The organism is Streptomyces sp. NRRL S-646 (assembly GCF_000720765.1).
In the GTDB taxonomy this organism is placed as follows: Bacteria; Actinomycetota; Actinomycetes; order Streptomycetales; family Streptomycetaceae; genus Streptomyces.
Genome location: NZ_JODC01000024.1, coordinates 22,361 through 35,598 on the forward strand (window position 1 = coordinate 22,361; position 13,238 = coordinate 35,598).

The window sequence follows — 13,238 nt, forward strand, 5'->3', positions numbered from 1 at the left end:
TTCAAACCCAACGTGTCAGACCGTCCAGCTCGGCTCCAGCTCAATGATGTCGCCCGTGAGGGCCGCCACGTCGGCCTCCGTCTGGGCCCGCAGAGCGAGCCGCTCCACGCGCTCCGTGCGGTACTTGCCGTGTTCGGCGGCCGATCGCCACATGGACAGCACCAGGAACTCGTGGCCCGGTGCCTCTCCGAACAGGCCCCGGATCATGCCGGGAGAGCCGGCCATGGCGGGGTTCCAGACCTTCTCCTGCATCAGCGTGAAGTGCTCGGCCCGTTCCTCGTGGACTCGGCAGAGGGCGACCCGCAGCAGGTCCGCGTCCGTGAAGCGCGGCTCGAAGCCGGTCTTCACGTCGAAGCGGTAGTCGAAGAGCTTGACCTGGGCATCCTTGAAGGTGCCCGACTGGGCCGCCGCCAGCCGATCATGGGAACGGGCCATGAAGGAGTCGTAGAAGGCACGGCTCTCCCAGAAAGCGAAGATGTGGGCCACTCCTGTGCGTCCCCGGCTCCAGCCACCGCCTTGTCCCCGAAACCCCGGCTCCCCCAGAAGCCCCGCCCACTTTCGCTGCCCCCGCTCGAAGCCGCGGCGGTCCACCACGGTGCAGCGAATCCACTTGACCAGCACCGCGCCATGGTAAGGCCACGGAGCGTGGCGCCGGTCACGCTCCGGCGGACAGCACCGGCGCACACCTCCACGCGCGCGTGGCAGGATGGACAACAGGCCCAGTCCGCCGAGCAGTTCGGGCCGGACAGGGACACACGGGGAGACGGGGAAGGGGAGGTCCGGTGACCGGCATCAACAAGGGGATCCGCAAGGTCGAGGTCGCGCTCAAGTGGGACCCCAGTCCGGCGGGACAGGCGGACACCGATCTCGACATCGTCGCCGCCACCTATCCGGCGGACGACGCGTACGGCGACCCCGCCTATGTGGTGCACTTCGACAGCCGTTCCCCTGACGGCACGATCTACCTCAACCGGGACAGCAAGGACGGCAAGGGCTTCGGCTGGGACGAGGTCATGACGCTGGAGCTGGAGCGGCTCAGCGAGCGGTACGCGCGCGTGGTGGTCGGCGTCGTCATCCAGCAGCGCACGGCGCACCGGACCTTCGTCGGCGTGATCAACCCGGGGCTGCGCATCCGGGAGGGCTACACCGTCCTGGCCGAGGACGACTTCGGCGACGTCCTCGGGGCCACGGCGGCCACGGTCGGGGAGTTCATACGCGACGAGTCCGGCGAGTGGACGTTTCGTCCCGGGATCCACGGCTTCGAGGACGACCCGGCGGCGTTCACCCGGGACATGGGCCGGGCGCACCAGCCCTGACGTCCGGTCAGCCGGCGGTCCATCCCGGGACCGTCGGCAGCACCTTCTCGGCGACGCAGAACAGGGCCGCGTCGTCGGGCGTCGCGAAGTCCTGGCGCCAGACGGAGACTTCGAAGTAGCCGCCGCCGTCCTTCACGTCCCGGGCGACCAGCAGGTTGCGGGCGATACCACCGGGGCCGCTGTCGGCCTTGGTCTTGCCGCCGCCGAGGTTGAAGCTCAGGGCGATGGTCCGGTCCGAGTAGACGACCGCGGGATGTCCGAGCACCGTCTTCGTCTCCGCGCGGGTGCCCAGGAGGCCGGCCATGTCGGCCACGCCGAGATCGTCGTCGGATGCCGAGAGCCTCAGGGAGTACGTCTTCAGGTCGACGTCCGCCTCGGGGGTGGTGAATTTCGTGCCGTCGGCCGAGGTGATCGTGCTCTCGTTGCCGTCGGCGGTCTCCGCGTACTCGTCCGGTGTGCCGAGCAGTACGGGCAGGTCCGGGCGGTTGAGCGCCGTGCAGAGCCGGGCGCCCGAGACAGGTTTCGACGGCTTGCTGTCGTGCGTGGACGTGCAGGTGGCCGGCCCGCGGTCGGCGGACGCCTTCGAGTCCAGGTCCAGCGCCCACACAAGCCCTGCGAGGCCCCCAACCACCACGATCGCGGCGATCACCTGAGCCGCCACGTTCATGGGCTTCTCAGGCTCGCTCGCTGCCTTCTTGGAGTCGGCGAAATCGTCGACCATGTCCCCCACGTTCCCCACCCTGCCGTTCGCGCCGGTCGTGCGCGGAGGGAGCCTAACCTGTGATCGTCCTGTGGAGGAACAAATTTTCGCATCGGCAGTATTCGAGGGCGAGCTCGCCAAGGTGGCGGGCGGGGGCGGCCGCTGTTCCCGACCACCGTCCATCAGGCCGGCACCACCTTCAGCTCGCCCGATGACGGCCGCGCGCATCGCCAGTCGCCGCTGGAGGCACATGGTGGGGCTGTATGTGCCGTCGTTTCAGCTCCGCGTCCGTCCGGGGGGGGTGGGGTGGCGTTCCGCCCTGCGCAGGTCCTGATGCCATGGTGGAGGGGTTCGATGAGGCCGGCGGAAGATACGGTTGGGAGCCATGATCCCGGAACCTCCAGGCGGGGAGCGCGCCCTGCGGAGCAAGTTCATGTTGATCTTTCGCGGGGGCGCTGTCTCGCGGCACGATCTGTCGCCCTCGGAGCTTCAGGCCCACGTCGAGAAGTGGTATCGCTGGTCCGATGAGCTGGCCCGGCAGGGTCGGCGCAACACCGGAACCGCACTTGACGACCCGGGGGCCACGGTCCGGGGCCATGAACGCGTGGTCACCGACGGCCCGTACGCGGAGTCGAAGGATCTGGTGACCGGCAGCATGATCTTCGAGGCCGCCTCCCTGGAAGACGCCATCGACGTGGCGCGTACATGTCCGACATACGAGTTCGGCGGTTCGGTCGAGGTCCGGCCGGTCCAGGACCCTGGGATCTGAGGATCGTGGACCAAGGGCCTGCAGCGGTGTCATTGCCGGAGCTGGTCGAGGACCTGTTCCGGAAGGAGTACGCGCACCTGGTCAGCGCGCTGACCCGGGTCCTCGGGCCGTCCAACATCCCGCTCGCCGAGGACGTCGTCCACGACGCGCTGGTCAGTGCCATGCAGGCCTGGCGTTTCGGATTGCCGCAGGACCCCAAGGCGTGGCTCATCCGGGCCGCCCACAACCGGGCGATCGACATCATCCGCCGCGAACAGCGCCACCGCTCGTTCCTGCCGGAACTGGCCACAATGACGGCGCTGAGCGGCACGATCGAGGCGGCGCTGGCCCCTGCCGCCGAGAGCGCGGGCCAGCTGGCGATGATGTTCACGGTTTGCGACCCCAGCCTGAACCGCGAGACGCATGTGACCCTGATTCTGCGGTGGCTGTGTGGTCTGTCGCCCAAGGAGATCGGTCAGGCGTTCCTGGTCGACACCCAGACCATCGACCGACGGCTGCACCGGGGTCGCGGTCGGCTGCGTCAGCTGGGCCGGCTGCCCGACGTGGACGATCTCCCCGACATCGACGCCCGGCGGGACTCCGTCCTGCGGTCGCTCTATCTGCTGTTCAACGAGGGCTACCACGGCAGCAACCCGCACGACCCGGTACGTCCCTTCCTGTGCGAGGAAGCGCTGCGTCTGACCGAGCTGCTGCTGGACGCCAAGGCGACGGCGCAACCGGACCTGCACGCCCTGGCCGCCTTGTTCTGCTTCGACGCCGCCCGCCTGCCGACGCGTCTGGATGAGCACGGTGTGTTCGTGCCTCTCGAGGACCAGGACCGCAGCCGCTGGGACCGGGCGCGCATCGAGCGCGGTCTGATGCACTTGGCCCGCTCGGCCACTGGGGATCACATGTCCCGCTGGCATCTGGAGGCCGGCATCGCCTGCGAGCACGCGATTGCGCCATCGATCCGGGAGACCGACTGGGACCGGATCGTCGGCTTCTACCAGGTCCTCGCCCAGCAGTCCTGGAGCCCGGTCGTGGCGCTGAACCGCGGACTGGCCGTGGCCGAGCGGGACGGCATCGATGCCGGCCGCCGCGAGCTGATCGCCTTGGCCGGTGAGCCGAAGTTGTCCCGGTATCCCTTCTACTGGGCGGCCCGCGCTGACCTGGAACGGCGGGGCGGCTGCCACACCGCGGCCCGGGAGAACTATTCCCGCGCCATTGCGCTGTCCCGGAGCCCGGCCGAGCGCATGTCCTTCGAGCGGCGGATCGAGAGCCTGGGAATCTCCTAGCGCGTGTCCGGTTTCGGCGCCCGCCGTTCGTCGTCCTGGTGAAGACAAGCAGCCAGGAGGAGAAAAATGAACGATCTACTCGACGCCGCCGTGGCCGCGCACGGCGGCCTGGACCGATGGAACCAGGTCAAGTCGATCACCGTCGACGCCTCTATCACCGGGGCGCTCTTGTCCCTCAAGAACCAGGATGACGCGCTCAAGGACGTTCGCTTCGAGGTGGACGCCACGCGGCAGCGGCTGACGATGGACTTCACCGGCCAGGACAAACGGTCGGTCTTCGAGCCCCGCCGAGTCGTCCTGCAGAGCCGTGACGGCGGGCTCATCGATGTACGCGACGACCCGGAGATGTCGTTCCACGGTCATCAGCTCCAGACGCCGTGGGACGACATCCACCTCGCCTATTTCACCGGGGAAGCACTGTGGACGTATCTGAATACGCCGTTCCTCTACACCCTGCCCGGGTTCGTCACCGAAGAGGTCGCGCCCGTCGAGACCGACGGCGAAACGTGGCGGCGGCTCCAAGTGACGTTTCCCGACCACATCGAAAGCCACACTCGCCGGCAGATCTCCTGCTTCGGCCCGGACGGACTGCTGCGCCGCCACGACTTCACCATCGACATCCTCGGCGGGGCGACCGGGCTGCTCTACGCCACCGGCTACCGCGACGTCGACGGCATCATCATCCCCACCACGCGACGCGGCTACGCCTGGGAGGGTGACTACCAGCTCATCCCGGAGCCCCTGCTGGTCGCCATCGACATGGGCGAGATCACCATCCGCTGACCTCAGGCGGCTGAGGAGCCGGGTGACCTCGGCATTGACTACCTTGATGTCGATCAAGTGGGGGACTGCAGTCGAGAATGTCGCAGAGCGCTGCGAGGGCCTCCACCGACAGCCTTTGTGGCGTCCGAGTCACCAGACGACCGAGATCGTGGACTGCACAGTACGCGGGAGGGGCGTCAGCACGAGGCTGACGCCCCTCCCATCAGGGACTACCTGTCGGGTGAGCCTTTACCGAGCGTTGCACTCGATGCGATTGCGCCCGGTTTCAGCTGCAACCGCTGGTCGAGCCGCAGCCCTCGCAGATGTAGCAGGAGCCGGCCCGCTGCATCTTCGTACCGCAGGAGAAGCACAGCGGGGCGTCGGCCTGGATGCCCAGCTGCATCTCCACCAGCTCGGCGCTGGTGTGGGCCTGCTTCGGGGCGGGCTTGGCAGCCTCGACCTCGGCACGCGGCGTGGCGACGGCCTTCAGCTCCTGGGCGCGCGGAGCCGACTGCGCGAGGCCCTCGACGTCCAACTCGTCCTCGGAGGGCTCGTACGAACCGGTCTCCAGGTGACGCTGGCGCTCCTCGGCGGAATGGATGCCGAGGGCGGAACGCGTCTCGAAGGGCAGGAAGTCGAGCGCCAGGCGGCGGAAGATGTAGTCGACGATCGACTGCGCCATCCGCACGTCCGGGTCGTCCGTCATGCCGGCCGGCTCGAAGCGCATGTTCGTGAACTTCGAGACGTACGTCTCCAGCGGCACGCCGTACTGCAGGCCGACGGAGACGGCGATGGAGAAGGCGTCCATCATGCCCGCGAGAGTCGAGCCCTGCTTGGACATCTTCAGGAAGACCTCGCCGAGACCGTCGTCCGGGTAGGAGTTGGCGGTCATGTAGCCCTCGGCGCCACCGACCGTGAAGGAGGTCGTGATGCCGGGACGGCCCTTGGGCAGGCGCTTGCGGACCGGGCGGTACTCGATGACCTTCTCGACCGTCTCGCGGATGGTCGCCTCGGCCTTCTCCGTGACCTCCGTCTTCTCCTTCTCCTTGGTCTTGGCGGAGAGGGGCTGGCCGACCTTGCAGTTGTCGCGGTAGATGGCGAGCGCCTTGACGCCCATCTTCCAGGCCTCGAAGTAGACCTCTTCGACGTCCTCTACGGTCGCCGACTCCGGCAGGTTGACCGTCTTGGAGAGCGCACCGGAGATCCAGGGCTGGATCGCGGCCATCATGCGGACGTGGCCCATCGCGGAGATGGAGCGCTCGCCCATCGCGCAGTCGAAGACCTCGTAGTGCTCGTGCTTGAGGCCCGGGGCGTCGACGACATTGCCGTGCTCGGCGATGTGGGCGACGATCGCCTCGATCTGCTCCTCCTGGTAGCCCAGGCGACGCAGAGCCTGCGGGACGGTGCCGTTGACGATCTGCATAGAGCCGCCGCCGACCAGCTTCTTGAACTTGACCAGGGCAAGGTCGGGCTCGAGGCCGGTGGTGTCGCAGGACATCGCGAGACCGATGGTGCCGGTCGGGGCGATGACCGACGCCTGGGCGTTACGGAAACCGTTCTTCTCGCCGAGGCGCAGCACGTCCTGCCAGGCCTCCGTGGCGGCGGCCCAGATCGGCGTGTCGAGGTCGTCCATGCGGACGGCCTTGCCGTTCTCGTCGGAGTGCTGCTTCATGACCCGCAGATGCGGCTGCGCGTTACGGGCGTAACCGTCGTACGGGCCGACGACCGCGGCCAGCTCGGCCGAGCGGCGGTACGACGTGCCGGTCATCAGGGAGGTGATGGCGCCGGCGAGGGCGCGGCCGCCGTCCGAGTCATACGCGTGGCCGGTCGCCATCAGCAGGGCGCCGAGGTTGGCGTAGCCGATGCCGAGCTGGCGGAACGCGCGCGTGTTCTCGCCGATCTTCTGGGTCGGGAAGTCCGCGAAGCAGATGGAGATGTCCATCGCGGTGATGACGAGCTCGACGACCTTCGCGAAGCGCTCGACTTCGAAGGACTGGTGGCCCTTGCCGTCGTCCTTCAGGAACTTCATCAGGTTCAGCGAGGCGAGGTTGCAGGACGTGTTGTCCAGGTGCATGTACTCGCTGCAGGGGTTCGAGCCGTTGATACGGCCGGACTCCGGGCAGGTGTGCCAGTTGTTGATGGTGTCGTCGTACTGAATGCCCGGGTCGGCACAGGCCCACGCGGCCTCGGCCATCTTGCGGAACAGGGCCTTGGCGTCGACCTCTTCGATGACCTCGCCGGTCATACGGGACGTCAGGCCGAACTTGCCGCCCGTCTCGACGGCCTTCATGAACGTGTCGTTCACACGGACCGAGTTGTTGGCGTTCTGGTACTGGACGGACGTGATGTCGTCGCCACCCAGGTCCATGTCGAAGCCCGCGTCGCGCAGGGCGCGGATCTTCTCCTCTTCCTTCACCTTGGTCTCGATGAAGTCCTCGATGTCGGGGTGGTCGACGTCGAGGATGACCATCTTGGCGGCGCGGCGGGTGGCGCCACCCGACTTGATCGTTCCTGCGGAGGCGTCGGCACCGCGCATGAAGGACACGGGACCCGAGGCGTTGCCGCCCGAGGACAGCAACTCCTTGGAGGAGCGGATGCGGGAGAGGTTCAGGCCGGCGCCGGAGCCGCCCTTGAAGATCATGCCCTCTTCCTTGTACCAGTCGAGGATCGACTCCATGGAGTCGTCGACGGCCAGGATGAAGCAGGCGGAGACCTGCTGGGGCTGCGGGGTGCCCACGTTGAACCACACGGGGCTGTTGAAGCTGAAGATCTGGTGCAGGAGGGCGTACGCCAGCTCGTGCTCGAAGATCTCCGCGTCGGCGGGCGAGGCGAAGTACTTGTAGTCCTCGCCGGCCTTCCGATACGTCTTCACGATGCGGTCGATGAGCTGCTTGAGGCTCACCTCGCGCTGCGGGGTGCCGACGGCACCGCGGAAGTACTTGCTGGTGACGATGTTGACCGCGTTCACCGACCAGAAGTCGGGGAACTCGACGCCGCGCTGCTCGAAGTTGACCGAGCCGTCGCGCCAGTTGGTCATGACGACGTCACGGCGCTCCCAGGCCACCTCGTCGTACGGGTGCACGCCGGGGGTGGTGTGGATGCGCTCGATACGCAGTCCCTTGGTCGCCTTGGTGCCCTTGGCTCGGGAACTCCGTGCCGGACCGCTCGCCGTCTCTGTCATGCCGCCTCCCTGTACAGGCAAAAACGCCCTGAAGTGCCCCGATGTTCCCGTGGCACGGTGGTGTGTCTGGTGTTGCGGGCATCTCGCGATGCCGCCCGCAACGGGTCTTCGATAGCCGCCGTCCGGCCGGAATCGGGGCCTCCGCCCGGTTCCGGCCCGCCGATCAGTCGGCGGCGTGGGCGGGCTCGGGGACCTGAGCAGTCCCTCCGGGCCCGCAGTCTTCTTCCTGGCCCCCCGCGACAGCGTCCTCGCGGTCGTCCTTGTCCGCGGCGACGGGTCGCATCTCCTCCCTGAGTTCCGCGATCGCGGCCTCGAAGTCATCGAGCGAGTCGAATGCCCGGTAGACGGAGGCGAATCGCAGATACGCGACGAGGTCGAGCTCCTGCAACGGGCCGAGTATGGCCAGCCCAACGTCATGGGTGGTCAGTTCGGCGCTTCCGGTGGCCCGCACCGCCTCCTCGACCCGCTGGCCGAGCTGAGCGAGTGCGTCCTCGGTGACAGGCCGTCCCTGACATGCCTTGCGCACGCCATTGATGACCTTGGTACGGCTGAAAGGCTCGGTGACTCCGGACCGCTTGACCACCATGAGCGAGCACGTCTCCACGGTCGTGAAACGACGGGAGCAGTCCGGACACTGGCGGCGCCTGCGGATCGACGTACCGTCGTCGGTCGTACGACTGTCGACGACACGGCTGTCGGGGTGCCTGCAGAAGGGGCAGTGCATGAACTCCCAACCCTCCTCACAGCAGACTCAATAGCTTCGCTGGGCCTCATGGGCCCCTCGAAGCAGCCCCAAGCATAGGCGATCGCCAGGAGCCTGAAGACCCGGGGGACCACAACTTCTGGGCTGCTGCTGCAATCCAACCACTAGATGTGGGGATTGGCCCATGCATGCACTCCCTACGCGCGTGTCGCGCACGTATTGGCATGTGCCGCGCGACCGGGGCGGCGCACCGGATCCGCAGGTGCACAGCCGTACCGTTGCGACACATGCGGAGATACCGTGGGCGCGGCAGGGAGGCGACGTGGGGCTCCCGCAGAGATGGAGACCTGTGCCGGGTTGACGGAATGCCAGATGGCAGACTGGGCAGGAACCCACGAGGTCAGCACCCCGGCGGTGAAGAGTACAACAATGGGCCCTTTTGTCCGCCAGGTGCCGCGTTAGCTATACACCCAGACACATGATCAAGTAAGGCAATCCGCGTTTTTTCACTCGAACGTGTGTTTGGCGCAACCTTTCGAAAGCAACTACCGTTGTCCAGCAGGGAGACCATCGAGAGGGGCCGACGTGACCACCACCGCAGACAGTGCCACCATCACTGCCCAGGACCGCTCCCAGGGCCGACTCGAGCCGGTGCATGCGATGAACGAAGCCGTGAATCCCGAGGGGCACAAGCGCTCCCTACCGGGCCGACCTCCAGGCATCCGGGCGGACAGCTCGGGTCTCACCGACCGGCAGCGCCGGGTGATCGAGGTCATCAGGGACTCCGTGCAGCGGCGCGGCTACCCGCCGTCGATGCGGGAGATCGGCCAGGCGGTCGGCCTCTCCAGCACCTCCTCGGTCGCACACCAGCTGATGGCACTGGAGCGCAAGGGCTTCCTGCGCCGCGACCCGCACCGCCCGCGCGCATACGAGGTGCGCGGATCCGACCAGGGCGCCTCCGTGCAGCCCACCGACACCGCCGGCAAGCCCGCCGCGTCGTACGTCCCGCTGGTCGGCCGCATCGCCGCCGGTGGCCCGATCCTCGCCGAGGAGTCGGTCGAGGACGTCTTCCCTCTCCCCCGCCAGCTGGTCGGTGACGGCGAGCTGTTCGTGCTGAAGGTCGTCGGCGACTCCATGATCGAGGCCGCGATCTGCGACGGCGACTGGGTCACGGTGCGCCGCCAGCCCGTCGCCGAGAACGGCGACATCGTCGCGGCCATGCTCGAAGGCGAGGCGACCGTCAAGCGCTTCAAGCGCGAGGACGGCCATGTCTGGCTCCTCCCGCACAACGCGGCGTACGAGCCGATCCCCGGCGACGACGCGACCATCCTCGGCAAGGTGGTGGCAGTGCTGCGGCGCGTATGACGGCTGCGGCGGGCGGCTCGTACAGAGCCACCCTCTGACCGGGCCCCGGGACCCCTGCGCCGGTTCCGGGGCCCTGTGCTGTCCGGGCCCCGCCCGCGGGTGCCCGCATCGGGGGTTGGTCTGTCATGACGCCGCGACAGACCAACCCCCGCTCATTCGGCCTCTGACTTCTTCGCCGCCGCGTCGATCGCCGCCAGAGACTTCCGGACCTGGTTACGGTCCGTCGTGAACCAGAAGTCCGGCAGTGACGCCTTCAGATAGCTGCCGTAGCGCGCCGTAGCCAGTCGCTGATCCAGTACGGCGACCACCCCGCGGTCCCCCGAGGCCCGTACGAGGCGGCCGGCGCCCTGGGCCATGAGCAACGCGGCGTGGGTGGCGGCGACCGCCATGAAGCCGTTGCCCCCCGCGTCCTCCACCGCCTTCTGGCGGGCACTCATCAGCGGGTCGTCCGGACGCGGGAACGGGATCTTGTCCATGACGACCAGCTGACAGCTGGGGCCGGGGACGTCGACGCCCTGCCAGAGCGACAGCGTGCCGAACAGGCAGGTCTGGGGATCGGCGGCAAAATTCTTGATCAGCTCGCCGAGCGTCTCCTCGCCCTGGAGGAGAATCGGGAACTCCGGGATCCGGGAGCGCAGTTCCTCGGCGGCGAGCTGCGCGGCCCTCATGGAGGAGAAGAGGCCGAGTGTGCGACCGCCGGCCGCCTGGATCAACTCCGTCAGCTCGTCCAGCATGTCTGCGCGGTCGCCGTCCCGTGCGGGGCGGGACAGATGCTTGGCAACGTAGAGGATGCCCTGCCTGGGGTAGTCGAAGGGCGAGCCGACGTCGACGCCCTTCCACTGCGGGAGGTCCTCGCCCTCGGTGCCTTCCGGTCCGAGCCCGAGGGAGGCACCGACGCCGTTGAAGTCGCCGCCCAGCTTCAGCGTCGCGGAGGTCAGGACGACTGAGCGGTCCGCAAAGAGCTTCTCCCTCAGGAGGCCCGACACCGACATGGGGGCAACGCGCAGGGAGGCTCCGAAGCGGTCGTGGCGCTCGTACCAGACGACGTCCCACTCGGAGCCGTTCGTGATCCGCTCCGCCACGTCGTGCACCGTCTCGACGGAGGCCAGCGCCTGCTTGCGGACCGCGTCCTCGTCCTGGACGGACTTGTCCCGGGTCGCCCCGATCCCGGAGATCACCGTACGGCAGGCGTCGCGCAGCGCCATGAGCGCGTACCCGAGGTCCTCCGGGATCTCCTCCAGACGGCCCGGCAGGGCCAGCTCCATCAGCCGCTCGAAGCCCTCTGCGGCGGTCTGGAGCTGGTCGGCGGCCTTCTCGTTGACCAGTTTCGCGGCGCGGCGGACCGCACGGTTGACCTGGCCGGGCGTGAGTTCGCCGGTGGCCACCCCGGTGACCCGGGAGACCAGCTCGTGCGCCTCGTCGACGATCAGCACCTCGTGCTGCGGGAGGACCGGGGCGCCCTCGATGGCGTCGATCGCGAGCAGCGCATGGTTGGTGACGACCACCTCGGCGAGCTTGGCACGCTCGCGGGCCATCTCGGCGAAGCACTCGGCGCCGTACGCGCACTTCGTGGCACCCAGGCACTCCCGGGAGGAGACCGACACCTGCGCCCAGGCCCGGTCGGAGACGCCGGGCGTGAGGTTGTCGCGATCGCCGGTCTCGGTCTCGTCCGACCACTCGCGCAGTCGCAGCAGGTCCTGGCCCAGCTTGCTGGTGGGCGCGGCTGCCTCGAACTGGTCGAAGAGACCCTCCTCCTCGTCCTGCGGGACACCCTCGTGGAGTCGGTGCAGGCAGAGGTAGTTCGATCTGCCCTTCAGCATTGCGAACTCCGGGCGGCGGCGCAGCAGGGGGTGCAGCGCATCGACGGTACGCGGCAGATCCCGCTCGACGAGCTGGCGCTGCAGGGCGAGGGTGGCCGTCGCCACGACGACACGCTCCCCGTGCGCGAGGGCGGGCACGAGATAGCCCAGCGACTTTCCGGTGCCGGTGCCGGCCTGGACCAGCAGATGGGAACCGTCGTCGATCGCCTCCGCGACGGCTTCGGCCATGGTCACCTGGCCGGGGCGCTCCGTACCGCCGACGGCAGTGACGGCAGCATGCAGGAGTTCGGGGAGTGAGGGCTTCGTCATAGCGCGACCACCCTACGACCCGGCACTGACAAACGGGTGATCAAGAGGGGGACGAGGGGCGGGATCAAGACCGGGTGCTCCTCGGGTGAGGGTCGGGGCGGATCGCTCGGGAAGATCGGCTCGGGTGACTTTGAGCCAGCGCTGTGGAACACCGGATCTGAGGCGGTGGGAACCGGATCGCCGCGGGCGGTGTACCAAAAGTGACGCCGCTACGACACGGCGTCACAGCAGATCGCGCAGGGACCGGTCTCGGATCATGAGGGCGGCCCGCTTGGCGGGCAGGTCGACCTCGGCGGCGAACCGGAAGCCGGCACTCAGAAAAGCAGCGACGGAGGGGGTGTTGCGAAGGTCGGGTTCCGCAATGACACGTGCGCAGGCAGGCCGCTTCTCGAGGGCGAGGTCGGCCGCGGCTCTGAGCAGGGTGCTGCCGAGCTTGCGGCCTCGGTCGGCGACCCCGCCGATGAGGAGGTGCAGTCCGGTGTCATGAGGTCGAGCTGGATAGTGGCGGGCCACCGGGTCGAGGTCCGCCCGGTAGATCTCCCAGTAGCTCATCGGTGTGCCCTCCAGCACGCCCAGGCACGGAACACTGCGTCCGTCGCCGGAGAGCTGGGCCCGCAGGTGGCTCTCGGTCACGGTCGGAGGGCCTGCGAGCTCCCAGAACTCCGCGACGGCAGGGTCGTTCATCCAGCGGCTGATCAGCGGTAGGTCGCGCTCGACGTGCACGGGAACGAGGTGGAACACACCCGCGGGTGTGACGACCGGCGCCCACTCGGCCACACGGTTGAGGAGGTCGTCTTCGGCTCTGGTGACGGAAACGGGCGGCGCTGCATTTTCGCCCCGGTTTCTTGGCTCTTCGGAGTCGGTTTCCGCTGCAAAGAGTGCAAGCAGTTCGTCCGGCAGACGCAGGTCCAGTGTGTCCTCGTTGTCCGTGCCCACGCCGGGGCTGCTTTCGGCCGCAAGCCAGCTCGAGTCGGTGCCGAGGTCGGTGGCTGCATGTGCGCTGGCGTCGGTGGGAGGCACGGCGCCGCTCCTCTCAGAA

At 68.2% G+C, this 13,238-nt stretch carries 12 protein-coding genes; 5 read left to right on the forward strand and 7 right to left on the reverse strand.

The genetic code is table 11. The features are described 5' to 3' along the window. Positions 1 to 15: 15 nt before the first annotated feature. Positions 16 to 621 carry a YdbC family protein gene (locus IH68_RS0142425; RefSeq protein WP_030947190.1) on the reverse strand — a complete coding sequence of 202 codons (606 nt, stop codon included), beginning with the start codon at positions 619 to 621 and terminating at the stop codon, positions 16 to 18. 161 nt (positions 622 to 782) lie between these two features. Between IH68_RS0142425 and IH68_RS0142430 the strand changes: the two genes are divergently transcribed. Next, positions 783 to 1,316, forward strand: a complete 534-nt coding sequence (locus IH68_RS0142430; protein ID WP_030947192.1) for a TerD family protein — start codon at positions 783 to 785, stop codon at positions 1,314 to 1,316. A gap of 7 nt (positions 1,317 to 1,323) precedes the next feature. Here the strand turns inward: IH68_RS0142430 and IH68_RS0142435 are convergent, their stop codons facing one another. Continuing rightward, positions 1,324 to 2,037 carry a DUF6215 domain-containing protein gene (locus IH68_RS0142435; RefSeq protein ID WP_030947197.1) on the reverse strand — a complete coding sequence of 238 codons (714 nt, stop codon included), beginning with the start codon at positions 2,035 to 2,037 and terminating at the stop codon, positions 1,324 to 1,326. Positions 2,038 to 2,449: 412 nt separating this feature from the next. Between IH68_RS0142435 and IH68_RS0142440 the strand changes: the two genes are divergently transcribed. The 3 genes from IH68_RS0142440 (at position 2,450) to IH68_RS58675 (ending at position 4,842) form a co-directional block, all read left to right on the forward strand. Further along, the gene (locus IH68_RS0142440; RefSeq protein ID WP_030947200.1) at positions 2,450 to 2,785 is read left to right on the forward strand and encodes a YciI family protein; all 336 of its coding nucleotides are present in this window, start codon (positions 2,450 to 2,452) and stop codon (positions 2,783 to 2,785) included. A gap of 26 nt (positions 2,786 to 2,811) precedes the next feature. Beyond that, the gene (locus tag IH68_RS0142445) at positions 2,812 to 4,059 is read left to right on the forward strand and encodes an RNA polymerase sigma factor (protein ID WP_030947203.1); all 1,248 of its coding nucleotides are present in this window, start codon (positions 2,812 to 2,814) and stop codon (positions 4,057 to 4,059) included. 66 nt (positions 4,060 to 4,125) lie between these two features. Next, entirely contained in the window at positions 4,126 to 4,842 is a 717-nt protein-coding gene (locus IH68_RS58675; protein WP_030947205.1) for a hypothetical protein, read from the forward strand. Here IH68_RS58675 and IH68_RS59995 read toward each other — a convergent pair. From IH68_RS59995 to nrdR, 3 genes are all read right to left on the reverse strand, one after another. Then, a complete protein-coding gene (locus IH68_RS59995; protein WP_420719034.1) occupies positions 4,829 to 4,975 on the reverse strand; it encodes a hypothetical protein in 147 nt (48 codons plus the stop codon). The genes IH68_RS58675 and IH68_RS59995 overlap by 14 nt on opposite strands. A 132-nt stretch (positions 4,976 to 5,107) precedes the next feature. Continuing rightward, positions 5,108 to 8,002 carry a vitamin B12-dependent ribonucleotide reductase gene (locus IH68_RS0142455; RefSeq protein ID WP_030947208.1) on the reverse strand — a complete coding sequence of 965 codons (2,895 nt, stop codon included), beginning with the start codon at positions 8,000 to 8,002 and terminating at the stop codon, positions 5,108 to 5,110. 163 nt (positions 8,003 to 8,165) lie between these two features. Continuing rightward, entirely contained in the window at positions 8,166 to 8,726 is a 561-nt protein-coding gene (gene nrdR, locus IH68_RS0142460; protein WP_030947212.1) for a transcriptional regulator NrdR, read from the reverse strand. A 564-nt stretch (positions 8,727 to 9,290) separates the two neighbouring features. Between nrdR and lexA the strand changes: the two genes are divergently transcribed. Next, positions 9,291 to 10,070 (forward strand): transcriptional repressor LexA, encoded by a 780-nt coding sequence (gene lexA / locus IH68_RS0142465; protein ID WP_030947215.1) that lies wholly within the window; start codon positions 9,291 to 9,293, stop codon positions 10,068 to 10,070. Positions 10,071 to 10,222: 152 nt separating this feature from the next. On the opposite strand, the gene IH68_RS0142470 is transcribed toward lexA, so the two are convergent. Both IH68_RS0142470 and IH68_RS0142475 read right to left on the reverse strand, forming a co-directional pair. Then, positions 10,223 to 12,199 carry an ATP-dependent DNA helicase gene (locus IH68_RS0142470; RefSeq protein WP_030947218.1) on the reverse strand — a complete coding sequence of 659 codons (1,977 nt, stop codon included), beginning with the start codon at positions 12,197 to 12,199 and terminating at the stop codon, positions 10,223 to 10,225. A gap of 222 nt (positions 12,200 to 12,421) precedes the next feature. Next, positions 12,422 to 13,219 (reverse strand): GNAT family N-acetyltransferase, encoded by a 798-nt coding sequence (locus IH68_RS0142475; protein WP_030947222.1) that lies wholly within the window; start codon positions 13,217 to 13,219, stop codon positions 12,422 to 12,424. Between the last annotated feature and the right edge of the window lie 19 nt (positions 13,220 to 13,238).